We start from the raw sequence: 25,338 nt of genomic DNA, 5'->3' as shown, positions 1-25,338 counted from the left end.
GGTGTTTTCACATAGGAAGAAGGCGCAAGTGAGTTCTAAAGAAAAAAGTATAAAACAACCGCAGCTATTTCATACTTTCTTATTATTTAATTTATTTCATCTTTCTTTTTCTTCATGTCAAAGATTTTATCTTGAATGGCTTTTTCTAGTTCTTCCACCAGAAAATCAAAATTTTCTTCCTCATGATGATCCACAAACATATCCAGATAAATCCGTTTCGCTTTTTTTTCTTTTTCATCAAATTCCACGCAAGTACCCGAATATGCATGCTGAATTGGATAACCCTCAATGGCCGCATACCCAGTATGCAAGGTTCCACAAATTCCATCCACATCAAATATTGCTGGACTGCGAACGATGGAAATATTCTTACATTCTTCAAGGAACTTACGGTATCGTCCATTCTCCTTATGAGCTGCACTCACCAAAATCAATTTCACCTGATTTTTACGTAAATGGCACAAAAAGCGATGACGAATTTCTTCTTGAAATGCCCCGGCTTCAAACATAGCATCATCTATGTAATAAAACTTCATCATTATCTTCTAGTGAAGAAGGAAGGAATCCCTTCATTGTCATCCTCTTTTGCATCATTTATGCGTGAAGTTGCATATACTTCCGGTTCTGATGCTTTTACACTTTGCTTTGGCGCAGCCTTAGCAGCAGAATAAGAGAATGCTTTTTCTAAGACATCTTCTTCATTCTTATCAGCGTCAAAACCTGTAGCAATGACGGTAACAATGATAGAATCTCCTAGTTTTTCATTGATCGCAACACCAAAGATAGCATCAATATCATTTCCAGCAGCCTCACGTACTAAAGCCATAGCATCCTCAGCATCAAATAAGGTGATAGATTCTCCACCGGTAATATTGACAATAGCATTGCGTGCACCAGTAATCTGTGCCTCCAGCAATGGGGATTGAATAGCTTTTTCAGCTGCAGCACGTGCTTTGTCTTCTCCTTCTGCCATACCAATACCAATTAATGCAGAGCCTTGATTTTCCATAATTGTGCGAACATCCGCGAAGTCCAAATTGATCAATGCCGGTACGGCAATTAAATCCGTAATCGTCTGCACGCCCTGACGCAATACATTATCAGCAGCCTGGAATGCTTCCGTCAATGGTCTTCGTCCGATGACCTCAATAAGGTTATTATTAGAAACGATAATCAAAGAATCTACGTATTCTTTCATTTCAGCTAAGCCTTCTTCAGCTGCCTTCATACGTTTCTTGCCTTCAAAGGTAAATGGTTTGGTTACGATACCTACAGTCAATGCGCCTTCTTCTTTTGCTATCTTCGCAAATAATGGCGCAGCACCAGTACCAGTACCTCCACCTAAACCGGTAGTTATAAAGACCATGTCACTTCCTTTGATTGCCTCACGAATTTCATTTTCATTTTCCTGTGCAGCTCGTCTTCCCATTTCCGGGTTTGCGCCTGCTCCAAGACCTTTGGTAATCTCACGTCCAAGCACCAGTTTATTTTCTACAGGAGAAATATTTAATGCCTGTAAATCCGTATTTGCCACATAAAACTCGACCCCTTTAACACCTTCGCTCACCATACGGTTCACCGCATTACAGCCGCCACCGCCGATTCCAAACACTTTAATATTTGCTACCTGTTCAAACTGTAAATCACTCATCTTTATTCCTCGCTCTCTCTTCTTTTATCGATCATTCAACAGAATGCTTTTCAATTTCTTCGTAAATCCGCCTTCTTCATCCTGTGTGGACGTCTTACGGCGTATAGTTTCCACAACCTGTTCTACTTCTGCATCAGCACAGCTTGTACGTTGATCATTGCGAATATCTATCTGTTCCTTCCAACTGTAAAATAAGCCTAAGCAAGTTACTAAGGAACAATCTCTAGCTCCAATCGTCTGTGGCACATATAGCTGCCAAGGCGCATTTAATTCATCGAACAACGGTTCAACTGCCTGAATCTCACAGCCTTCTCCTGTGATTAGATAGCGAACATCGCCACTCTCAATAATTGGTGCACAGGCTTCATTAATGCCTTGGATCCATTCATGAATGTATGGCGCAACCAGCTGACATACTTGCTTTTCACTCAGCTGTTTCTGCTCTTTGCCTTCACTCCAAACATAAATAATCGTATCCTTTGCTTCATGTTCTTTTAAACAGCAAGTATTTTGTACCAAGCGATAACCGACATGTGGCGATAAATGGTTTTCTTCACAAAGCTTTGCTAACCATTTGCCATATCCATCTTCTAATACCTCGCAGTTTACAAGTTTACCATGCGTAAATAAAGAAAGTGTAGTATTCTGTCGAGCTAAATCAATTAATATGACATATTTATCAACCGTCTGCTCAAAAACCGCTGCTTCTTGGGCAATGGCATAAGAATCCAAACATACATCCAGAATTTCTAAACCAGCTTTTTCGATACAGCGTGCATAGGAATACACGGTTTCTTTATCTGCGAATAATAAATCAACATCCATGATCAACATATCACTTATTTCATCGATTGGCATTTTTCTTGAAGTAATACCATTGGTTATGTATTTAATACAGCCGACATTCACCAATTCTAATTCAGGATCTGGTTTATATGTAATCGCTTCATTCAGTCCTTTTTGAATATCACTTAACCGAATACGTTTACTGCTTGCCTGTGGCAATACATGAACACGTTTATTATGTCTGGCCACATTGACGCTCGGTAACGATACCAATGCTCGTTCAATATGATAACCAAGCGATTCCTCCGCCTGTTTCACAGCTTTTATGATTCCATTTACAACATTTTGTTCATCTATAATTTTCTTTTTTTCAATTCCAGTAATCCCTGCTCTTTCAACCCGCAGAATATTAAATCTGGTATCATAAAATTCTCCAACAATCAGGCGAATTTCATGATCGGCAATTTCTACGGAGGCATAGATTTCCTTTCGATTCATAAGGTTTACCCCCTTACACACGTTTTCACTTATACTCATATATAATATCATAAAAATGGTGGATAAAAAACATTTTACAGGAATTTGTCATATTTTTTTCAGATTTAGGATTTTCCTTGCTCCGCCGTTTTAAAAAAGAGAGAATCTTAGAAATTCTCTCCATCTTCTTGCTGCATTTTAACCAAACTTTCGTGCTCTATTTCAGCGCTTTTTGATAATGGTCTACCCTTCACATCAATCTTATTAAAATGTTTTGGTTTGCGTTTCTTGACACATATGATAAGAATAGCCAAGAAAAGGATAGCACTCAATGCACAAAGACCATACACGATCAGTTTCAGCTGCTTCGTTTCTTCCTCATGTGCTTTTAGTAATTTTTCATATGCATTCTGCGTGATTGCCGCACCACCGGCATACCGCTGTAATGTATTCCCTGTTTTCTCATATTGATAATACACCTTATCACCGGCATCATTCATTACATAAAGCAATGCGTAATCAGCAAACGCCTTATCTTGATATGTCCAACCAGGAAGTTCTTTTCCATCGACCTTTACTGTTGTAAACACCATACCGGTACGTTTTTGCAACGCTTTTGGTACATCAATAATCGCAATATTTTCTCCAAGTAAGCCCACCGGGCGATAAATGGATGTTACTTCTTTCTTTTCCGTATCATAAAAATAAAAGTCTTTTTTATCATCGTTTTCTAAATACAACAATGTCATATGTAAGCTTTTATTGGTCCAAGCTGGTACGACTTTTCCATCAATGGTAAGCTTTGTTTCCTCAAATAATTTCTTAGACAATTTCGCAGCTGAACGTGAAACACCAAGTTTTTTCCCTTGATAATTTACAAAGACTAGTGGTTTTTCATCCACATGTACTTTTATCGTATAGGTTGTCGATGTCCCATTTTCTGCAGTACATATCACTTGAATCGTATTATTACCGGGTTTTAACTTCTTTTTCCCGATTCCACGCAGTGATGCCTTGCTGTTATTTGCTGCTGCACTGACCTTTAGTGTATCTACACTACCAGGCAGATCAACCTTATATGAAGTTGTTCCAGCTTGAAATGCCGGTGATAATTTGCCTTCGCTGATACTTAAAGACTTCAAGGAACTATCCTTATTTTTCTTTTCTTCTTTTGGTTTCTCTGTTTTATTACTAGGCTCATTCTTTGGTGTATCATTATTGGAAGGAGCATTGTTATAATCATCATTATTGTTCTGTGGAGTATCATTATTTCCTGAATTACTTGAACTATTATTATTGTTGTTTGATGGTTTGCTGCGTTCTTTTACCACCACGGTACAAGAAGAAGACAATGACTGATCCTTTTCCGTATTAAAATCGGCAATCGTTCCTGAAGCATAGACGCTAAGACTGCCAGCACTGGTTCCTTTTACGGTATAGGATCGAGAATTATTTTCAAACCAATCAGAATCATTTGCAGCACCACTCACAGCCACCATACCTGCTCCGCCAGAAACACTGACCGTAAAGGTCACAGTATCTCCAACATAAATTGTTGAACTACTACAAGATACGGATAAGCCTGCTGCAGCGATATGTTTTTTAGGCAGATTCAGTACTGTTACTGCTAAAATGGCAACACTGATACCTGCCAGAAATTTTGTTATTTTCTTTCTCATCTTTACCTCCACTATTTCCCCATGATCCTGTTCTTAACGACTACATAATCAGCTGGTGAAATTTTACCATCTTGATTTGCATCCGCTGCTTTTAAAGGCGTTCCTTTTAATTTTGTCACACCCATGATATGATTTTTGATTTTCACATAGTCAGCAGGAGATAATTTCCCATCACCATTAACATCTCCGGGTAAAACTTTTTCATCTGGTTTATTCGGTGTGTCAGGCACCTTATCATGGTTAGCATCTTGATTACCTTCATAAATGACCATCATCGAGTCTTTCACCTTTATGTATCCATAATTGTATGTGTAATCATATAGACCATTGGAATCATTATCCTTAGCACTGCGATCTGCTTTTAAGATGCAGTCTGTACGTATTTTATACCATGTACCTTGACTGTTTTTTACCGTATCTAACACAACAAATGGGAATTGATGAATGACCTTGCTATTGCTATTTCCGTTTTGATAATATTCTTTGCTGGAGGTTTTAGCATCCTTATATATACTGATTGGTTTTACACCGGTGTCAATCACAAGGGTGTACTTATCACTGTCCTTTTTACCAGAAAGATCTTCTAAAAAATAACCTTGTGCTGCCGCTTTTTCCCCCCAGTAAGGATCACTAGCATATTGCACATTCATACCACTTTGTTTATCCCCAAGATGAGGTCCATAATATCGCCAATCATATGGATCTGTATAACCAAGCGACACCCAGTTTTTCGCAAAATCATTGATACATGCCGCTACTGAGGCGAATGTATTCGCTGATGTTCCCGGACTGGTATCCACAGCATTTAATCCAAAGATGTTGTTTTTTTCCTGTGCGATAGAGCTATTGCCCCAAGCACTTTCATTCACTGCCAAACCAAAAGCCAAAGCTGCATTTGTACCATATTGTTGTGCATTGATAAAATCTACGCCACGATTTCGCAGCTTTGATTTCGTATTTGTCGTACCTTCTAACAAACGTTTATTTAAATGATCTGCTGTAAAACTAGATACCGTACGCATAGAAAGAAACTGATAGTAATTATAATAAGGTGATTCCTTATTAACCGCATGACTGTATACATCCTTTTGATAATCATTGATCATGGTTTCAAAAGCAGTATAAAAATAATGACCGTCATAGCTGAAATATTTTGTATTCTCTTTCAAATACGCTGGCGCATTTCCAACGCGCTGAGATGAACTGTAATATGGTGTAAATATCTGATGATAGAGTTTATTCTTTGTCACATAATAATAACTGACATTCATCTTTGCTGTATATTCCTGAATAGTAACATATTTCGCATCCACCAAACCGGTAACTCCGGCCATACGAAACTTGACCTTCCCATCCACTGTGCCAAGGTAGGCTGCATCTACCGCATAAACGGCACTCGTATACCCACTGATATTGGTATCGACTTCCTTATATGGTGTTGTCATTCCACCATCCAACACTTTAAATTTTACGATAGATGGTTTGGTAGTGCTGCGTAATACATTCTTACTATACACAGAAACATCTACATCACTATTTGCTGAACGCATCATGCTGCGTGTTAGCTGTAACATATTTGCTGTCTTTACCGCATCCTCAATGGTATCATAATGGCCAACCTCTGCACTAGCTCCATCTTTGGTTTCCATTTCCACATCAAACGTTACCTCTTCATCAGTTTCTTCCGGCAAGGTAATGTCCTCTTTGATGCCCTCTGGATTCGCTTTTACATAAGTGATTTTTCCATCTTCATCCATCTTTAAAAACATACCTGTTTGATCGCCATAAGAAGAACCCTTCCTAGTTTCTGAATGTTCTTCTTCTGCAAACAGCTTTTTTTCTATATTTGGCATAACGTTAACTGCCAGTAAACTTACCCCAAGAAAGATTGTAAATACCTTTGTTTTTCTCATACCATCATTCCTTTTGTTATAATAACTCAGTCTAATTATAGAACAGCCCTTTCATGAATGCAATTGGTAAATATTACACATCCTTACTACTAGCCCGCTATCCTTCCTTAAAATTGATTGAAAACCCTTTAAAATCACCGTTTTACAAACATATCCTTAAGGGTGATCAACAGATAAATAAAAATAAAAAATATTCTTGCATTTTATAATCTTAAATGGTATGATATTTAAGCGAATTATGTTAAGTATTATACGGAAGGAGGTAAACGGTATGTCAAAAGTTTGTGCAATTACAGGTAAAGGTCCTTTATCAGGTAATAAACGCTCTCACTCTATGCGTGCATCTCGTCGTAACTGGAATGTAAATTTACAGAAGGTTAAAGTCGTTGTTGATGGGAAACCTCAAACGATCCGTATTAGTGCTCGTGCATTGAAAACATTAAAGAACAAAAACGCTATCTAAGAGTGATTTAAACAGGGAAACCTGTTTTTTTTTATTCTCTAAACCTTCACGTACAATCTAAAATTTAATGAGACATCAGCAAGCAAAAAGAGCAGAAGTCTGCTCCTTTGGATTGCTAAAATTACGATACATCAAAGATGCTATTCCCAATAAACTCTGCCAAAATAGAGCTGCGTGGAATGGCTGAGGAATCCCCAGTCAAGAAATAGTCTAATAGCTTATGCAGACGATTCGCTTCCAGATACGCTTCTTCCTTTATGTCAACTTCTTCTAACAAAGGAAGAACAATAGGCTTTAATACTGCTAATTCATAGACCATAGAACTATTGAAAATGGCATCTGCTTCTTCTTGATATGGATAAATATAGCGATCTTCGCCATAACGGACATTTTTCCATGAATGAATCGTTTCTGCAGCACTCCAACCGCGAGATTGATAATCTCGTGCGATACGACGTATTAAACGATAATCACTTGTTGGAATACGATTATGATCATCTAAATTGAGATGCGTCAATGCATTGATATAAATACGGAATTTTGCTGAATCTGGTATATAAGCACTTGTCGTTGGATTTAATCCATGAATGCCTTCTATAATTAAAAGCTGATCCTGTTGCATGCATAACGTTTCTCTCCACTCACGTTTTCCTGTTTTAAAATTAAAATGCGGCATACGAGCTGGAAGGTTATGCAATAACTTTAACATCGTTTCATTAAACAGCTCCAGATCTAAAGCTTCTAACGATTCAAAGTCATAACTGCCATCCGGCAATTTTGGACAATCCTCACGGTTTTTATAAAAATCATCCATGGATATAGCAATAGGTTCTTTCCCATGTATTTTCAAATGGATGGATAAGCGCTTTGAAAACGTTGTTTTCCCTGCTGAACTAGGGCCGGCTATTAAAATAAAACGAGTACCTGCATGCTCTTTTAACATTTTCACTGCAATATCCTCTAATTTCTTTTCGACCATCGTTTCACTCATTAACACCAACTCATCCATCTTTCCTTCCATAATTTTCTGGTTTAGCTGCGCTATATGTGATACGCCGATGGCTTTTCCCCAGGCCTCAAATTCTTGAAATACTTGGAACATCTTTCCCTGATTCACAAAGTGTTCTTGTGGTGATAACCAAATACCGGGGGCATAATAGCGCAATGCAAAATGCGTCAGATAACTGGTGTTTGGCAGCATGATACCATAAAAATAATCATTGACATCTTCTAAATGATATATGCTACTTGTTTTACTATGGCGATTTCGCAATAAGCTTGCCTTATGCAACATCCCGCATGCTTCAAAAAAAGCTACGGCTTCTTTTGTAGGCACGACGCTGCGTAAGATCGCCATCTTTTCCCTGGTCATCTCTTTCATGGTCTGTTCAATTTGAAAAACATCCTCAGGTGTTAAATAACCTTGCTGTTCCACTTCACAAAACAAACCATTACTTAGCGCATGTTCAATACACACATGCGCTTTAGGGTATAAGCGATGCACAGCTGCAATAAATAAAAAGCTCAAAGATCGTTCATAAATTTGTTTTCCTATCTCACTATCCGCATAAACAAAGGAAAGATCTCCTTCTTCCTTTAAACAATACTTCACATCATGGAGCTTCCCATTGAAGACAATGGCATAGACATTTGCTTTTTCTTCTGCCGGAATAAGCTTTTCCACTGGCGTATCTTTGGTGATTTCTATTATTTTTTGTTGTAACGTGATTTTCATATTCATCCTTCTTTCTCTGTTAGGATATGTCGTTGCTACCCTTATTATAATACAGAATAGCTGTTCCACAAAGAAGAACGATAAAACGAAAGGATTCACTCTATTTCATATACCGTTTCATCCTTAATAACAACTGTATTTTAAACAATGTTTGATGTACTACATATTGCCTCTTATATGCTAACCAATATACAAAAATTGCTGTTATCAACCGTGAACAACACAAGATAGCTTAAAACTGTCCAAAATGTTTTTTAACATATTTTTCTATCTCACATCCCTTTATTCACAATATGAAAACCGGCTAGTTATGTCGTTTCAGCTTTTTAAACAACAGTTACAGATCATATCATTTGCTTTCTGAGATTTTGCATCTATGAGCCAAGCAACAAGGATAACTACCCAATTACCAAAGATTCCATGTTGTCATAAGAAACTGTGTTTTTTATTATGAACATGCACCATCTGTATAAACAAAAAGCTACATGTGGTAAAACGTATATGAAAAAAACTCCATGCATTTGGTTATCCAAACTTTGGAGTTCGCTTCATCATATTTTATCACTTGATTCAATCATTAAAAAGCTTCCTTTATGTACAATAATCTCAGCATGCTCATTTAAGATTTCATTACTGATTGCATATATATCTCTTGTAGATAAACAGCGTTTGGTTAACGGATAGGCAACACCGATTTCTGTTATCTGGGAGTCTTCTAAAGCTAGAAACGACAGATAGGTATATTCTTTAGGTACTTTATAAGTACCTTCTTTTATTACACGAATACGATTTTGTTCATTAACCAGAGTGATGGGGTAATTGCGATGCATTAAAAGATATAGATTGGCTAATTCATGATCTAAGCGCCCACCTAATGCACCATAGACCCAAATATCATCATAACCATGTGCAAGAGCGTACAATACCGCCTCTTCGGTATCCGTCTCATCCTTATGTGAAGGAAGTTGTTCCATTCTTTCTGCCATCTGTTGGATTTGGATAACCTGCGTTTTACTCACACTATCAAAATCGCCAATGGCAGCTTTCATTTCAACGCCTTGCAAAGCACAGATATAGGCGCCATGATCTACACCGATGATGTCATAGCCTTCTTTTGTATACACCCGTTCAGCTAATCCACTGATTAGAATTACGCCAGGCATAATAAGGATTCTACCGCCTCATGCACATCTTGTTTAAACACATAGCTTCCCGCAACCAGCGTATCACAGCCAGCTTCAATCGCCTGTTTTGCTGTTTTCGCGTTGATACCACCATCAATTTCTATGCGTACATTTAACTCATGTGCATCAATATAGCTGCGCAATTTTCTTACCTTATCCAACTGATCTTCCATAAAAGATTGACCGCCAAAACCTGGTTCCACACTCATGATCAAGAATACATCCATTTCGTGTAGATATGGTAATATTTCATCAATCGGTGTTTTAGGGCGCACACTCACGCCGGCTTTCGCACCTAAGGAGCGAATGGTTCTACACAAGGCGACACATTCTTTGATCGATGCAACAGCTTCATAATGAAACGTTACGATATCGGCCCCGGCTTTAATGAAAATAGGCGCATAAAACTTAGGATCACTCACCATGATATGCACATCCATCACCATATCTACTGCTTTTTTAAAGCCTTTTAAGATATCCGGACCAAAGGTTAAATTCGGCACAAAGTGTCCATCCATCACATCAAAATGCATCCATTCTGCACGTGTTTTATTCAAATCGGCCAACTGTTCACTCACTCTTGCATAATCTAATGATAACACCGATGGCGCGATTACTAATTTTTGTCTCATTTTTTTCCTCCTTTTCTTATATTAGATTAATACTTAGGTTTTGCTTGTTTGATCATCTGCACAACTTCCAGATAATGTGCATAACGTTCACCGTTGATTTCTTGCTTTTCCACAGCCTCGCGAATAGCACAGTTTGGTTCTTGCACATGAATACAGTCATTAAACTTGCAGTGATGCAGATAAGGTGCAAAATCAGGAATACGTTCAGCCAGCGTTTGAATGTCCATCGTTGTAAAATCCATGGAAGAAAAGCCCGGCGTATCGGCTACCCATCCACCGGCAATCTCATGCAATTCACAATGTCTGGTCGTATGTTTTCCACGTCCTAACGCCTTGCTGATTTCTTGTGTCTGCAAATGAAATGTTGGATCAATACGGTTTAGCAATGAACTTTTTCCAGCACCACTTTGTCCTGTCAAGACGGAGATCTTCCCTTTCAATATTTGTATGAGCGCATCACTGGCATACCCTTTCCCACTGATATAAACATCATAGCCACTATCGCGATATGCCATGATTTTCTTATGAATTTCATCATCTTCCTCGATAAGATCCATTTTCGTAAAGCATAAGATGGGATGGATCTGTGCGTAACATACTTGAAAAATCAAACGATCTACCAACACCGTAGAGAAATCCGGATCTTTACAAGACATAACGATGATTGCCTGATCGACATTGGCAATTGCCGGACGCAGCAATTCATTTTTTCTAGGTAAGATTTTCTGAATACCGATTTGTGCGTCAAATCGCTGAAGCTTTACAACATCGCCAACAACCGGTGCTTTATGCTTACGCAGCTTGCCCATGGCAATGCAGGCTAAATGTTCACCCTGTTCATTTAATACCTCGTACTGATTTGAAATGATTTTAATAATTCTTCCTGTTTCCATCAATAGTAGTACAATGTGATCGTATTAGAGCCTTCCTGTATGTACCAACTGCCTTCGACAGGATCACTCTTGACCACAACTCCTTCCTCAACATCTTCATCATCCTCTGGTTTATCCATTTGTACCAATACCGGGATGATTCCTTTTTCCCCTAAGATGTTCTGTGCTTCTTCCACTGTTTTACCATTCAGCTGAATCGTGAATTCCACGCGTTTTGTTACCGTTACATATAATTCACAAGGTTGCTGTGGATCCAGCTTTTCGCCAATATTTAAACCGCTTTGTTCGATAATGTACCCTGGTTTATACTCTGCATTCTCTTTTTCTTTAACAATGAGCTTCACCTTAGGTGCATATTCTTCTAATTCCTTTTTCACATCTTCATACGGACGGTTTTTGTAATCTTCGACGATATAATACATACCTTTTGAAATCGTTAACGTAATTGGATCACTGGTTTTATACTTACTGCCCGCTTTCGGATAAATATCCACTACCGTACCAGAACTTTTATCATCGGTTAATTTTTCTTCGATTTTGATCTTATCCTTAGCAAAACCTGCTTCACTTAATTTGGTGATAGCTTCATCTTTCGCAAGATCAATAACTTCTGGAATGGCCGCTTCTTTCGGCGACATGATATTAGTGAAAATCATGAAAGCCACAAGTGCTCCAATAGCGATACAAATGCCAATTATGAGTGGTGTTTTGTGCTTTTTCTTCTTTGTTTTTTGCTGTTCCGCTTTTTGCGGATGGTCATCTTCATCCGGTATTTCCATCACTTTTGCTTGTCGCGGTTTATGCTGAGTCACCTTTTTTTGTTCCTTCATGATCAGGGTAGGATCTTGTTCCTGCGCAAAGCTGAGCTTTTTTACATGCGCATTTGATGCATCTAAACAATGTTCTAAATCATATAACATTTCTTTGGTGCTTTGATAACGCAATTTGCGGTTTTTTACCGTCGCATGGATAATGATATTTTCAATTGATTGAGGAAGGGTAGGATTAAATTCACATACACTAGGTACTTCCTCACGTAGGTGTTTCATGGCGATCTGTACCGGATTATCACCGCGGAAAGGTACGCTGCCTGTCAACAATTCGTAGAAAACAATTCCTAAAGCATAAATATCAACCTGATTCGTAGGTGTTTCCCCTCTGGTAGTTTCCGGTGCTAAGTAATGCGCACTGCCCAGTACTGCATCACTTTGGGTCAACTGTACTGAATCATGTGCTAGCGCAATACCAAAATCCGTAATCTTGATTGTTCCATCATCCTTCACTAAGACGTTTTGCGGTTTGATATCACGATGGATGATGTTATGCTCATGCGCATGCTGTACCGCACTGGTTAATTGAATCATGATATCAACAGCCTCTTCCTTATGCAAGGCTCCACGCTGACTGATCAACTGTTTTAAGGTTCTTCCTCTGACATACTCCATGACAATATAATGATGCCCATCATATTCTCCTACATCATAGACATCAACGACATTGGGATGCGAAAGCTTACTGACCGCACTTGCCTCACGCTGAAAGCGCAATAACGTGACTGGATCTTTGCTTAATTCTCCACGCAGCACCTTGATGGCAACCTCACGATTCAAGATCGTATCCTCAGCCAGATACACATCTGCCATGCCGCCTTCTCCGATACTGTCTTTGATGATATAGCGTTCTGCTATCATTTTTTGCATTCTATTCATCTGCTGCATCCTCCTTATCCACAAGGATGACACTAACATTATCATAACCACCGGCATCTAATGCCGCTTGAATTAATAAATCTACCTTTGCCTGTAATGCACAATCACTTTCCATGATATGGCGGATTAATTCTTCACTTACATAGCCATGAAGACCATCACTGCACACTAATAGCATCTTATAATCTTCTTTGACCTTATTGATATCAACCTTTACACTATCCCAAATACCCAAAGCATTTGTCAGCACATTGCGATTAGGATGATGCTTCGCTTCTTCTTCACTCACTTCACCGCGTTTTAATAAATCAGCCACATAGGAATGATCTTCTGTCAAACATAAAAAATCATCTTCATATAACCCATAGGTACGAGAGTCCCCGACATTAAACACATAGGTCGCATCCGGACAATGCAAGATACCAACCATGGTTGTTCCCATACCGCGCTGTTCTTCTCGTCTGGTTGCCTGCGTAAAAATCAAATCGTTTGCTTCCTGAATGACACCTTTCAGCCATTGTTTTACTTCTACATCATTTTTATGGCATAATACTGCTTGTTCAAAGCTTTTTTTCATATGTTCTGCGGCCAATGCGGACGCCACATCACCGGCTTTACCTCCGCCAATGCCATCACAGACAACGGCTAATAAAGCATGCTGTTGATTTTCTGCCAGACAGATACTGTCCTGATTATTTTTACGACGTAAGCCGATATGACTCTTTCCATAATACTTCAAGCTAGTTTCCCTGCCTTTCTTTTGCTTCTTTGCGTAAATGCTTCACTCTTAACTGTCCGCATGCCGCATCAATATCCGCTCCATGCTCCTTACGAATCGTACAGCGAATCCCTTCTTTCATGAGGGCATCATAAAAGACCATTGCATGGGCATGATCAACACCTTGAAAACCTTTCTCATCCACTGCATTGTAAGGAATCAAATTTACATAAGCATTTAAACCACGCAATAGTTTTGCCAACTGTTTCACATGCTCTTTTTGATCATTGACACCTCTTAATAAGATATACTCAAACGTTAAACGTCGATTGTTTTCTGCTGCATACTGACGAATTGCCTTCATGAGTTCTTCCAAAGGATAGGCGTGATTGATCGGCATCAGCTCATCACGCAGCGTATTGTTAGACGCATGCAAAGAAATCGCTAAGTTATACTGGGTATGTTCCTTTGAAAATTCATAGATCTTAGGAACGACACCGCAAGTCGAAATCGTAATATGTCTTGCCCCGATACCTAAGCCACGATCATGATTCACCGTACTTAAAAAATTCATCACATTTTCATAATTATCAAATGGCTCTCCGGTACCCATAACAACGATATGGCTTAAACGCTCTTCCTGTTTATCCAAATCCTGTTGTACATACATCACCTGTGCAACCATTTCACCACTGGTAAGATTACGTTTTTTCTTCGTTAAACCACTGGCACAAAACGCACAGGACATATTACAACCAACTTGGCTTGTTACACAGATGCTTTTTCCATAATCAAACTGCATTAAGACGCTTTCGATCAAGGAGCCATCTTCCAAGGCAAATAAATATTTTGTTGTACCATCACTGGATACTTGTTTATCTTTTAAAGTCAATGGCTTCAAAGCATAGTTTGCTTTTAGGATTTCTCTTGTTTCCTTTGACAAATCACTCATTTCATCAATAGAGGTTACCCGTTTGCGATACAGCCATTGAAAAATCTGGTGTCCGCGAAATTTCTTCCATTCATGAGAAAGTGCCAATTCTGCCATTTGCTCATAGTTAAAATCATATAAACTCTTCATGTTATCACCAACCGCCTTTTATTTTACCATAGAATTGACCATCCTACCTATTAGATTGAATGGATTTTCAGGAAGTTTTAAGATTTTCTTTAAGAAGCTGAATGAACAGAAAGATTTGTTTATGCAGGTGGCACAAGAATAATAGATGAAAAAATAAAAACAACACTTTTTGAATATTACTTATTTAAACTTAACAATTCAAAAAAAGAGTTTACCTGTTTTGGAAAACTCTTCTCTCTAATTATTTACCACTTACAGCAATGGTTTCAAATAAAATACTTGGTGTACCGACACCGCTCATTCCCATCTTGCAGTCGTTGCCAACCATTTTAATATGCTTCATCATATCTAAGAAATTGCCGGATATCGTGAATAGGTTAATTGGTTTCACAATGACACCATCTTCTACATAAAAACCTTCGGATTGTAACGAAAACTCTGTTGATACTGGATTTAATCCAGCATGCAGACCATTCAGATTGGTGACAATAACACCTTTTTTCATCGTTTTAATCATTTCTTCATAGCTTGCCATACCATTTTTGATATAAAAGTTTGTTGGTGAAATACCAACTGGTCCGCCATAGCCACCTTTAAAGCCATTGCCGGTAGAAGTTGTCTGCATCAATTCTGCTGATTTGCTATTATGCAGATACGTTTTTAATATTCCCTTATCAACGACTGTTTTCGTATAGCATGCTGTACCTTCATCATCAAAGGATGCTGAATTTATGCCATCCTCCATCAAAGGATCATCAATTACACTAATCTTTGCATCAAAGATAGCTTCATTAAGTTTATCTTTCAAAATAGAAATACCCTTAAAGGCATTTTCGCCATCAAACAAACCTGCTAAAGCACTAAACAATGAGGTCATAGCACTTTTTTCCATCAATAATGGATAATTGCCGCTTTCTATCGTATCCGCATGAAGCTTATTGATGACCTTATCACATAATTTATGCGCAAAAGCAGGTATATCCAAGGCTTCCAGATCTTTTATATACAGCCAATCAAAAGCACTCTTTGTATCTTCGCCGTCCTTTGCCAATACTTCCACGTAAACTATGGAACAACTGTCACTGTCACAAAGATCCATACCTTTTGTATTTACAATACTGCGTACTGCAACACTTTCTTCATAGGTGGTTGTCATGACTTGTGCAATTCGTGAATCCATTTGTTTTACTGTTTCTTCCAGTTCTTTAAGTTTCTGGATCTTTAAACTGTTTTCTGTTTCTAATAATGTGTTTTTATGCTTTTGTATTGTTGGATAACTTTCTGCTGGTGCTAAGATCATTACTTTATCTTCCGCAGTAATAATCGAAGCATTTTGTTTAATCTGATTTAATACATCGTCTATCTGCGCATCATCTACTTCTTCTAAGAAACAGTTTCCCATTTTCCCTTGATAAACTCCACGCATGGCAATCCCATCACAATCACTGATACTAAAAGAATCTACCTTTTGTTCATAAACATTAATAGAAGTTGAAGTGTGTCGCTGTTCATAGATTTCAAATTGTTCTAATCCGGCTTTTTTTGCCGCATCCATCCATAACTGCTTATTCATTTGCACTTCCTCCTTCCTTACCACCGACAATCATCGCACTTACTCGTAATGGCGGTTGTCCTACATCAGTAGGAATAGAACCGCTGCTTGCCCCACACATACCAGGTGCACGCAATACATTTTTCCCTACCATATCTATTTTCATCAAGACATCAGCACCATTACCAATCAAAGTAGCACCTTTCACCGGTTTACTGATTTTACCGTCTTTGATCAAATAGCCTTCACGTACTGAGAAGTTAAAATCTCCGGTACTTGGATCTACACTTCCTCCACCTAAGGATTTTGCATATAAGCCATAAGAAATACCTGCAATCATATCTTCCAACGTATTATTTCCCTCTGTAATAAAAGTATTTGACATACGGGAAGTTGTTTCATATTTATAAGATTCTCGACGAGAACTGCCGGTACTTTCCATACCCATTCTGCGACCATTGAGTCTATCGATCATATAACTCTTTAAAATACCATTTTCAATTAATACACGGCGCTGTTGGAAGTTTCCTTCATCATCAATGTTTTCAGAACCCCATGCATTTGGTATCGTTCCATCATCGACTGCCGTAACACACTCACTTGCTATTTTCTGTCCTAATTTACCACAGAATACAGACTGACCTTTCGCAACTGCTGCAGCCTCTAAAGCATGCCCGCACGCTTCATGGAAAATAACGCCGCCAAAGCCGTTTTCAATCACGACAGGCATTGTGCCACTAGGACAATCATCTGCATAAAGCATCTGCATTGCTGCTCTAGCTGCTTCTTTCCCTGTTTCTTCCGGAAGTGCTTCTTCATAAAATTCCATGCCCTTGCTAGAACCTGGCGCACAGCTTCCGGTTTCATGCAAATCGCCGTCTTCTGCAATTACGGTAACTCCTAAACGGGTATGCACACGCGTATCTTGAATGTAGCGACCTTCGCTATTGGCAATTGCAACATGCTGTTCTTCATCCATTAAAAATGACATGGCTTTTTGAATATGTGTATCGTATGCCATGGCAGCATCATTAGCACGCTTCAGCAATGCGACTTTCTTTTCCATTGGAAATGTCTTTGGATATAACGTAACCGGATGCGCATTCTCATAGGTTACTTCCTGAAGTTTGACATGTTCAATGACTTGTTGATCATCAATAGCGGCAGATAACTGCTTCGCTGTTTTTATCAAATTTTCTTCACTTAGATCATTGGTATACGCATATACCGATTCTAACCCATGATAGATACGCAAACCAATCCCTCTGCGTATTCCACTGTTAACATCTTCAACCTTTCCATTCAGCATGGAAATAGAATTACGATAATTTTTTTCTTCAAAGATTTCCGCAAAATCGCCTCCGGTTTTCAGAGCCGTTTCCAGAACCTTTTCTAACACTTTTATTTCTAGCATCATGTTCACCTCGTTATTCAGAATTATACTCTGAAACATTTTATTACGCAATGAAAAAGATTCCAAATATAATGTAAAATATCAAGCACTTAACTATCTATGTAACACAAAAAGGTGAAAGATCGGCATGCTCATCTCTCACATTTTATGGTTTTTAAATCCTATTAATTGCGTAATCTATGCCAATTACGTATTATACTCATCTACAAAATCATAAAATAATCTTTTCTATTCTACCCACTTATCTTTGATTCTCATAATCAATCCCTCTATCTTAATTAAGCTTTCTTCTCCATCTTCGCAATATAAAAGCCATCACTGCCAAACTCAAAAGGAAATATCGTTCTCTGTGATACTAAGGTAAACTCCTCATGTTTCTTTAAGAACGTTTCCACCTGTTTCTCATTCTCTTTTTTATTTAAAGTACAGGTAGAATAAACAAGGATACCGCCTTGTTTCACCATTGTGCTTGCTTTTTCTAAAATAGCTGCTTGTAAAGGAATCAATGTATCCATATCCTCACTCTGCATATGATACTTGATATCGCTTTTTCTTGCTAAAACCCCATAGCCGCTGCAAGGTACATCACATAACACACGATCAAAACTAGCTTCCTGTAATCCTTGTAATTTCGTCGCATCCATGACAACAGGATGAATGCTATGCAGCTGTAAACGATCTGCACCTTGTTGAATCAGTTCCACACGATGTTCATGAATATCACCACAGATGATTTCTCCTTCATCCTGCATCAATTCCGCCATATGTGTAGACTTTGTCCCCGGTGCTGCACATACATCCAAGATGCGCTCCTTAGGCTGAGGATCTACACAATAAGCAACCAGTTGACTGGCTTCATCCTGTATGGACAACATACCATCTTCATACCAGGAAGTATGGGCTAAAGAGGTTCCTTGATAATATACAGAAGAAGCTAATTGTCCAGCCGTAAATGAATTGTCCTGTGCTAGGAATTCTTCACGACTCATACGCATGAGATTCACTCTGGCGCACTGTTTACGCGTTTCCATATTACTTTCACAGATAGCGCGGCAAGTTTCCTCTCCGTATTGCGCCTTCCACATATTGATGAGCCAATCCGGATGTGAAGTTTTTATTGCCAACTTTTGTAGCGTATCCTTTGGCAATTCTCTTTGCCCTCGCTGCATGATCTTATGTAAAACGGCATTTACTAATGCTCCCTGTTTTTTACCACCATGTTTTTTGGCTATCTCTACAGCTTCATTGATGATGGCATATGCCGGCAGTTTATCCATATAAAACAACTGATATGCGCTCATATCCAATAAGACTGCTGTTTCTGCTTTTGGTAATTTCTGTACCAGATCTTCCCATTGATAGCGACATAAGCGATAGTTTTGTAAGGTTCCATATACGATAGTCGTGATGAGTCCTTTATCCTTTTGTTCAGCCTTATCTAATTCTTTACGTAAATAAAGGTTACTATAGGTTTTATGGATACAGATCTGACAAAGCGCTGTATAAGCAAACATTCTAGCATTCATAATACTTCTCTCCTTCGATAATATCTTCGATAAAACAAATACCAGCTATAGGTCATAAGAAAGCCGACAGCAGTATCACTTAAAAAATGAGCCCCCATGGCCATACGTGAGATAGGCATGTATATAATTAACATCCAAATGATGATCGTACGCACGATTGATGGTTTTTCATAACGGTTTTTCCGCCACTCTAAGAAACACAGGATGCTGGTAAATCCGCTCGTATGACCACTGGGAAAAGAGCGATTTCCGGTAACACCTTGTGGGAGATACCATTTTATAAAATCCTGTGCATTTGTTAAATCACGATAGCGAATTCTGCCCCAAAAATGCTTTATGATGGTTGTACATACTGCGACACTTAACATCACACAAGTAAAAAAGATAAAGAAAGGCAGCCGCTGTTGCAATAAATGTTGATCCATTTGTGATAATAAAAGCAAGATTGTGAAAAGATAGAGAACTGCCAATATAAGAAGAATGCCATATAACCATAGAGCGTCTATGCGCATCCAGTAATGTAAGGCATCCTGTACGACGTAAATAGAGGCAATCATAGCACAAAAAAGATATCTATATTTTCGTTTTACGAGATACAACATCGCAAAGGTTACGATGACCATAGATTGCAAAGGAATTAAAATCAATCGTTCAAAGAAAACACCACTATAGGGTAATCGGCCATGCAAAGCATTGGTAATCTGATAATCATAAAGGCTGCCAATAAGCAATAATACAATTGCAATACCATAGGGCAACACTGTTTTTAAAAGTTCTTTTTTCATATTTTACTCCAGTACCACCGGTGATACATCAATATCCAATCGTGTTCTAGCTTTTTTTGTTATATGGTCCTGATAGACATCCCATGCATAATGATTTAATAATGCTTGATCCTTTCCTTTTAAGAGGATCCGCATGCGATATTCGTCACGTAGCTTATTTAAAGAAGCCGGACCTAAAATCTTACCGTTTTCTTTCTTTTCTAAAATCTGCATGGCTGCTTTCACATCCTTTTCCACCATTTCTTTTGTTTTATGAGAAAAAACCAAAGATACCAAATAACGATACGGCGGATATCCGGCTAAGTGACGATAACGCATCTCATGCTTAAAAAACATCAGATAATCATGATGAAGGGCACTTTGTATAGCATAGTGTTGCGTATCATATACTTGCAGGATGACTTTTCCTGCTTTATCACCACGCCCACTTCTGCCACTTGCCTGTTCTAATAAATCATATGTCAGTTCTCCGCTGCGATAATCACTTCGATTCAGCATAGCATCGCCATTCACAATGCCAACCAATGTAACATTGTCAAAATCTAATCCTTTTGCAATCATCTGCGTTCCTAAAAGAATATCTGCCTCATGATTCCCAAAGGATTTCAAAATGTCTTCATGGGCATGTTTTTTTCCGGTAGTATCTGCATCCATGCGCAAAATACGAGCCTGTGGGAATTTGATCTGGACAAATTCTTCCAACTTTTGTGTACCTATACCTAAATACCGCCAACTGGCTTTACCACATGTAGGACAATAGGCGGGTACTGACATCGTGTGTCCGCATGTATGACATTTTAGTACCTGTTCTTCTTTATGATACGACATTGCCACATCACAATGGGGACACATTTGAACAAATCCACAGGAAATGCAGCGTAAGATTGGCGTATAACCACGGCGATTTAATAATAAGACAATCTGTTCTTTCTTTTGCAGACGCTCATAAATGGCATCCAATAAGTCATTTGATAGTAAATAGCTTTCTGAATTCCCTACAGCTTTGCGCATTTCTACCAATTGCATTTCAGGGAAACGGGCATTGATGCGTTTTGGCATTTCTACTAGCTGATAAATACCTTTATGAGCTCTGGCATATGTTTCTAAAGACGGTGTTGCACTCGCCAACACGACTTTCGCATGATGATACTTTGCACGCCATACAGCAATATCACGGCAATGATAGCGTGGTGTTGCATCCTGTTTATAACTGGTATCATGCTCTTCATCTAAAATAATCAATCCCAAATGATCAAATGGCATAAAAATAGCACTGCGTGTACCAACGACAATTTGTACTTTATGCTCTTTTACCAATTGATACTGTTCATACTTTTCTTGGGCATTTAATGCGGAATGATAAATAGCTACTGCTTTCCCGAAACGTGCTTTTACCCGTTGTACCATTTGGGGAGTCAATGCAATTTCAGGGACCAACAACACTACCTGTCGTCCTGTTTCTAACACTTTTTTGGCAAGTTGTAAAAAAACCTCGGTTTTCCCACTTCCTGTCACACCATGTAGTAAGGATACGACCTGGGTTGCATGTAAAAGCTTTTGCATAGCCTTTTTTTGATCCGGCTGTAATGTCTTTTCTTCATCCTGCTCACTTTCCAGCAAGCTTGCCTTTGCTTCTTGTTCATAGCTTTCGACAATACCATATGCAATCAATTTTTTACCGGGGGATTTAAACATTTGATAAAATGTATTGCGCCGCATGCAGCCATGACGCTCAAGCTGTTCATAAGCAGCCTGTTGTTTTTCCGTTAATTTTTGTGTCGGCTCTTTACAAATCCGTACCCATGTTTCCATCTTGATCTTGCCATGTGTTGAACTTGGTTTTAATTTTGCCGGCAGCATACATTGAAAACATGCGATACGCGGAGCTATATATGTTTTCCCCATCCAATCAGCCAAAGTAAACAGTTCTTCATTGATCAATGGTTCTGCATCTATAATCTTTGTAATTTCTTTGATTTCATAAGGATATTTTGCAAGCGTTTGTTCATCTGCTTCTTCTACTTTACTGACAAATCCAATGATGCTTGTCTTATGAAAAGGCACTTGAACACGGACACCACGTTTCACATTGGCATCATAACAACGGTAAGTAAACGTATGGTCTAAATGTAATATCGGATGTTCTACAAATACATGTACAAGCCTCATCAGTTTCGCCTCGCTTTTTTATGTAGGTATTATATCATGTTTTCTTCTTTCTTTTCTTATCCTTTTACTTATCTTTTACATTCTTTCCGCTGAAACACTCAACGTTTGCTTTTTCCTATCCTATATGAATACTTATATGCTATAATAATCATACGTAACTGCTAAATCAGATCGCATTAAGATGAGTATATTGATACGATTACAAACGATTAATGAAGCCAATCATGAAAGATGTCTAGCTTTAAAAGCAAGTGTCGCAAATGCGAATTTTGTTGACACGGTAACACATTCATTGGCAGAAGCATATGTCTTTTATCATGATATGATACCATTTACCATTTATGAGGATGATCCGATGATTGGCTTTGTTTCCATGTATGTAGGTGATAAAACTATCAGATTATCAATTGCTTAATTGAGGATGCTTATCAGAAACAAGGATTCGGTACAAAAGCGGCGAAAGTCTGCATTCATTACTTACAAGAAGAATATAATGCAGCAAGAGTTTCTTGTCCGGTAGATCTTCATAACAAGGATGCGCAAGCCTTTTGGAAAAAATTAGGCTTTCAATTCTCAGACACGGTAGAAAATGTTTTCATGCGGTTCACGATACCAAAAGATAGAATTCCGGCTTTTAGCTAATATATAGAGAAAGGGTGATGTTATGTTTTCACGAAAAGAATTAAAAGACCGCTGTAAGGCAGTTATGCAGCGCAGCTATTGGAGGATGTTTCTCGTTTCCTTTATCGCCATGTTATTATGTGGCAGAATGAGTGATTCTATTGCCAATCAAACACATCATGTATCCGATTATAAGGATGGTATCACATTGGGCGTTGGATCTTTAACTTATACTTTCCATGATGCGACGATCTTTGATACCATTTGGCTAAACAACTTTTTGGGCTTTGCATTTTTAATTGTTTTTATTATTGGCATTATAGGTATTCTGTACGGTATCTTTATCGCCAATCCTTTACGTTGCGGTGTCAATCGCTTTTTTCTCCAAAATATACAGGAAGCACAAAGTATATCCGTTATCTTTTCAATTTTTTCAGATAATTATCTCAATGTCGTAAAGATTATGCTGTTAAAAAATATCAAAATCTTCTTATGGACCTTGTTATTTGTTATCCCTGGCATCATAAAATCCTATGAATATCAGATGATTCCATATCTGTTGGCAGAAGATCCGTCATTGAGCAGTGAAGAAGCCTTTGCGCGCTCCCGGCATATGACAATGCATCATAAATTTGATATGTTTGTACTTGATCTATCCTTTATCGGTTGGCGTATTCTAGGCAGTTTATTGATTATCGGTAATTGGTTTGTCAATCCCTATTATGAAGGCGTATTAGCTGAATTATATCTGGACCTACAGTTACGTAATGGATATGACCGTACGCATGATTTTTATTAAGTAACATTTCCAGCTATTTTAAGACATCCAGATTGAAAAAGGTGCGTGATTTCTCACGCACCTATTTTACTTCATAGCCAACTTCTTCAATGGTTTCTTTAATATTTTCTTCTTTAACCTTCGTTTCATCAAAGGTAATGACTGCCTGATTGTTCTTTGCGCTTGCTTCACAGCTAGTCACTCCGTCTAGTGCCATAACAGCATTTTGAACACGTGTTTCACAATGTTGGCACATCATGCCTTCAATCGTTATTGTTATTGTTTTCATCATTATCACTCCTCATCTATAGTGTAGCACAAGTTCTTATCATTTACTGTTTTTTTGCCTTAGGATCACGCTCTTGCAATTTCACATGCACAGAATCTGAAGGCTGTTTGTTGATTATTGCACGAATATCCTTGCGTATCCCTAAAATATGGCAAGGAGTCTTCATCTTAACTAAACTGCCATCATAAGGTACATCATCAAACCATGCATGAACATACACACGTCCTTTGCCGAATTCTTTTTTCACATCAAAGGGAATCTCGACATACGCTCCATCTATATCTTCCACTTTTTTGATAATGGCATCAAATTCATAGATTTTTTCCTTCATATGTTTCACCTAGTAACAATATGCCACATAAAAACTTTACTATACATTATAGATTGGATCAATTTGTTTCAATTCTTTAAATGTATCTATTTCCACAATATCTTCCTGATGAACCGGTTTTACCATAACCTTATGATGATGCAGACATTCCGCTAAAGCCACCTCATCCCAATATTTTTCTTTACCTCCCGGCATTCTAAATACGGTATCAATATCCTCAGCCATCGTTTTGCCATCTTCCTTATTCCAATAAGAAATACCGACCATCTGATGACAATCTTTTCCCCCGACACCCAATTTGGTTATATATCCTTTTTTCGTATGAAAACACCAATCATCGGTAACATCTACTTTAATCCCACAGTAATTGGTCGCATATTCATATTTGCGAATAATTTCCGGATTGTATAATAGCAAATCACTTTCCAACACATATGCACCTTCCATCATATCCTTGATCAGATACGCACTGGAGATATTATTGGTCTCATTATACAATGGATTTTCAATAAATTTAATTTTCGGATATTTATGCAGCAAGACATCAAACTGCTCACCTAAATAACCTCGTACGATTGTGATATCCTCAATACCGGCTGCGACGACCGCATCCAATAAGGTTTCAATGATGCGTTTCCCATGAACAAGTACTAATGGTTTTGGTGTATTTAAAGTGATAGGCACCATACGAGAGCCAAAGCCGGCAGCTAAGAAGATAGCTTTTTTCACCCGGTAAGGTTCTAAGGTTTCATAGCCTTTTAATGTCACATCATACACTGAATTGCGAATACTGCGCAGCATTTCACTTTCCAATAGCTCTGCCAGTGTTTTATTAACAACACCCAGTGATACATCCAACTGTTTTGCCAATGCTCGCTGTGTGATCTTTGTGTTTTGATGACGTTCTATGTAGACAAGTAATTCAAATTGATTTAATGTTAGCGTCATAATT

At 38.3% G+C, this 25,338-nt stretch carries 24 protein-coding genes; 4 read left to right on the top strand and 20 right to left on the bottom strand.

The genetic code is table 11. From position 1 onward, the window contains the following. Nucleotides 1–86: 86 nt before the first annotated feature. The 5 genes from KJS44_RS04935 to KJS44_RS04915 form a co-directional block, all read right to left on the bottom strand. On the bottom strand, nt 87–536 hold the full coding sequence (locus tag KJS44_RS04935) for a hypothetical protein (RefSeq protein WP_017144613.1): 450 nt from the start codon (nt 534–536) through the stop codon (nt 87–89). A 2-nt stretch (nt 537–538) separates the two neighbouring features. Beyond that, nucleotides 539–1,651 carry a cell division protein FtsZ gene (gene ftsZ, locus KJS44_RS04930; protein ID WP_008689183.1) on the bottom strand — a complete coding sequence of 371 codons (1,113 nt, stop codon included), beginning with the start codon at nt 1,649–1,651 and terminating at the stop codon, nt 539–541. Nucleotides 1,652–1,675: 24 nt separating this feature from the next. Next, on the bottom strand, nt 1,676–2,935 hold the full coding sequence (locus KJS44_RS04925; protein WP_008689184.1) for a cell division protein FtsA: 1,260 nt from the start codon (nt 2,933–2,935) through the stop codon (nt 1,676–1,678). 146 nt (nt 2,936–3,081) lie between these two features. After that, nucleotides 3,082–4,593, bottom strand: coding sequence for a cadherin-like beta sandwich domain-containing protein (locus tag KJS44_RS04920; protein ID WP_008689186.1), 1,512 nt, complete (start codon nt 4,591–4,593; stop codon nt 3,082–3,084). Between the two features lie 11 nt (nt 4,594–4,604). Then, nucleotides 4,605–6,506 carry a glucosaminidase domain-containing protein gene (locus tag KJS44_RS04915; protein WP_119957477.1) on the bottom strand — a complete coding sequence of 634 codons (1,902 nt, stop codon included), beginning with the start codon at nt 6,504–6,506 and terminating at the stop codon, nt 4,605–4,607. Nucleotides 6,507–6,777: 271 nt separating this feature from the next. On the opposite strand from KJS44_RS04915, the gene rpmB reads away from it, so the two are divergent. After that, nucleotides 6,778–6,969, top strand: a complete 192-nt coding sequence (rpmB, locus tag KJS44_RS04910) for a 50S ribosomal protein L28 (protein ID WP_008689190.1) — start codon at nt 6,778–6,780, stop codon at nt 6,967–6,969. Nucleotides 6,970–7,090: 121 nt separating this feature from the next. On the opposite strand, the gene KJS44_RS04905 is transcribed toward rpmB, so the two are convergent. The 12 genes from KJS44_RS04905 to priA all read right to left on the bottom strand — a co-directional run bounded on the left by KJS44_RS04905 (nt 7,091) and on the right by priA (nt 22,367). Further along, entirely contained in the window at nt 7,091–8,704 is a 1,614-nt protein-coding gene (locus KJS44_RS04905) for a nucleoside kinase (protein WP_008689191.1), read from the bottom strand. Between the two features lie 551 nt (nt 8,705–9,255). Continuing rightward, a complete protein-coding gene (locus tag KJS44_RS04900) occupies nt 9,256–9,867 on the bottom strand; it encodes a thiamine diphosphokinase (protein WP_008689192.1) in 612 nt (203 codons plus the stop codon). After that, nucleotides 9,855–10,520 (bottom strand): ribulose-phosphate 3-epimerase, encoded by a 666-nt coding sequence (gene rpe / locus KJS44_RS04895; protein ID WP_008689193.1) that lies wholly within the window; start codon nt 10,518–10,520, stop codon nt 9,855–9,857. Before rpe ends, KJS44_RS04900 begins: the two co-directional genes overlap by 13 nt. Before the next feature lie 26 nt (nt 10,521–10,546). Further along, complete coding sequence (gene rsgA, locus KJS44_RS04890) at nt 10,547–11,413, bottom strand: ribosome small subunit-dependent GTPase A (RefSeq protein WP_008689194.1); 867 nt, start codon at nt 11,411–11,413, stop codon at nt 10,547–10,549. Then, nucleotides 11,413–13,122 carry a Stk1 family PASTA domain-containing Ser/Thr kinase gene (pknB, locus tag KJS44_RS04885; RefSeq protein ID WP_119957476.1) on the bottom strand — a complete coding sequence of 570 codons (1,710 nt, stop codon included), beginning with the start codon at nt 13,120–13,122 and terminating at the stop codon, nt 11,413–11,415. The genes rsgA and pknB overlap by 1 nt, the downstream gene beginning before the upstream one ends. After that, nucleotides 13,115–13,861 (bottom strand): Stp1/IreP family PP2C-type Ser/Thr phosphatase, encoded by a 747-nt coding sequence (locus KJS44_RS04880; protein WP_008689196.1) that lies wholly within the window; start codon nt 13,859–13,861, stop codon nt 13,115–13,117. Before KJS44_RS04880 ends, pknB begins: the two co-directional genes overlap by 8 nt. Nucleotide 13,862: 1 nt before the next feature. Further along, nucleotides 13,863–14,921: a 23S rRNA (adenine(2503)-C(2))-methyltransferase RlmN gene (gene rlmN, locus KJS44_RS04875; protein ID WP_008689197.1), complete on the bottom strand. Its 1,059-nt coding sequence runs from the start codon at nt 14,919–14,921 to the stop codon at nt 13,863–13,865. Between the two features lie 241 nt (nt 14,922–15,162). Further along, on the bottom strand, nt 15,163–16,494 hold the full coding sequence (locus KJS44_RS04870; RefSeq protein WP_008689198.1) for a TldD/PmbA family protein: 1,332 nt from the start codon (nt 16,492–16,494) through the stop codon (nt 15,163–15,165). Then, a complete protein-coding gene (locus KJS44_RS04865; RefSeq protein ID WP_017144612.1) occupies nt 16,487–17,887 on the bottom strand; it encodes a TldD/PmbA family protein in 1,401 nt (466 codons plus the stop codon). Before KJS44_RS04865 ends, KJS44_RS04870 begins: the two co-directional genes overlap by 8 nt. A gap of 278 nt (nt 17,888–18,165) precedes the next feature. Continuing rightward, nucleotides 18,166–19,413, bottom strand: coding sequence for a 16S rRNA (cytosine(967)-C(5))-methyltransferase RsmB (gene rsmB, locus KJS44_RS04860; RefSeq protein WP_008689201.1), 1,248 nt, complete (start codon nt 19,411–19,413; stop codon nt 18,166–18,168). Further along, nucleotides 19,410–20,198 (bottom strand): phosphatase PAP2 family protein, encoded by a 789-nt coding sequence (locus KJS44_RS04855; protein ID WP_008689202.1) that lies wholly within the window; start codon nt 20,196–20,198, stop codon nt 19,410–19,412. The genes rsmB and KJS44_RS04855 overlap by 4 nt, the downstream gene beginning before the upstream one ends. 3 nt (nt 20,199–20,201) lie before the next feature. Then, on the bottom strand, nt 20,202–22,367 hold the full coding sequence (priA, locus tag KJS44_RS04850; protein WP_008689203.1) for a replication restart helicase PriA: 2,166 nt from the start codon (nt 22,365–22,367) through the stop codon (nt 20,202–20,204). 181 nt (nt 22,368–22,548) lie between these two features. Between priA and KJS44_RS04845 the strand changes: the two genes are divergently transcribed. Genes KJS44_RS04845 through KJS44_RS04835 form a run of 3 tightly spaced genes read left to right on the top strand, consistent with a single transcriptional unit; the run spans nt 22,549 to nt 23,787 of the window. Next, the gene (locus tag KJS44_RS04845) at nt 22,549–22,782 is read left to right on the top strand and encodes a hypothetical protein (RefSeq protein ID WP_008689204.1); all 234 of its coding nucleotides are present in this window, start codon (nt 22,549–22,551) and stop codon (nt 22,780–22,782) included. Beyond that, nucleotides 22,767–23,009: a GNAT family N-acetyltransferase gene (locus tag KJS44_RS14740; RefSeq protein WP_081484679.1), complete on the top strand. Its 243-nt coding sequence runs from the start codon at nt 22,767–22,769 to the stop codon at nt 23,007–23,009. Before KJS44_RS04845 ends, KJS44_RS14740 begins: the two co-directional genes overlap by 16 nt. 22 nt (nt 23,010–23,031) lie before the next feature. Further along, the gene (locus KJS44_RS04835; protein WP_008689205.1) at nt 23,032–23,787 is read left to right on the top strand and encodes a DUF975 family protein; all 756 of its coding nucleotides are present in this window, start codon (nt 23,032–23,034) and stop codon (nt 23,785–23,787) included. Nucleotides 23,788–23,848: 61 nt separating this feature from the next. Here KJS44_RS04835 and KJS44_RS04830 read toward each other — a convergent pair whose 3' ends face one another. The 3 genes from KJS44_RS04830 to KJS44_RS04820 are packed head-to-tail and all read right to left on the bottom strand — an operon-like array spanning nt 23,849 to nt 25,334. Next, the gene (locus KJS44_RS04830) at nt 23,849–24,055 is read right to left on the bottom strand and encodes a heavy-metal-associated domain-containing protein (protein WP_008689206.1); all 207 of its coding nucleotides are present in this window, start codon (nt 24,053–24,055) and stop codon (nt 23,849–23,851) included. A 43-nt stretch (nt 24,056–24,098) separates the two neighbouring features. Further along, nucleotides 24,099–24,386, bottom strand: a complete 288-nt coding sequence (locus tag KJS44_RS04825; RefSeq protein ID WP_008689207.1) for a DUF1905 domain-containing protein — start codon at nt 24,384–24,386, stop codon at nt 24,099–24,101. Between the two features lie 39 nt (nt 24,387–24,425). After that, on the bottom strand, nt 24,426–25,334 hold the full coding sequence (locus tag KJS44_RS04820; protein WP_008689208.1) for a sugar phosphate nucleotidyltransferase: 909 nt from the start codon (nt 25,332–25,334) through the stop codon (nt 24,426–24,428). Nucleotides 25,335–25,338 lie beyond the last annotated feature (4 nt).

The sequence above is a fragment of the Longicatena caecimuris genome (assembly GCF_018406465.1).
Taxonomy (GTDB): Bacteria; Bacillota_I; Bacilli_A; order Erysipelotrichales; family Erysipelotrichaceae; genus Longicatena; species Longicatena caecimuris.
Note: the sequence above shows the minus strand (reverse complement) of the source record. Positions and strands in the feature narration are given on the sequence as shown.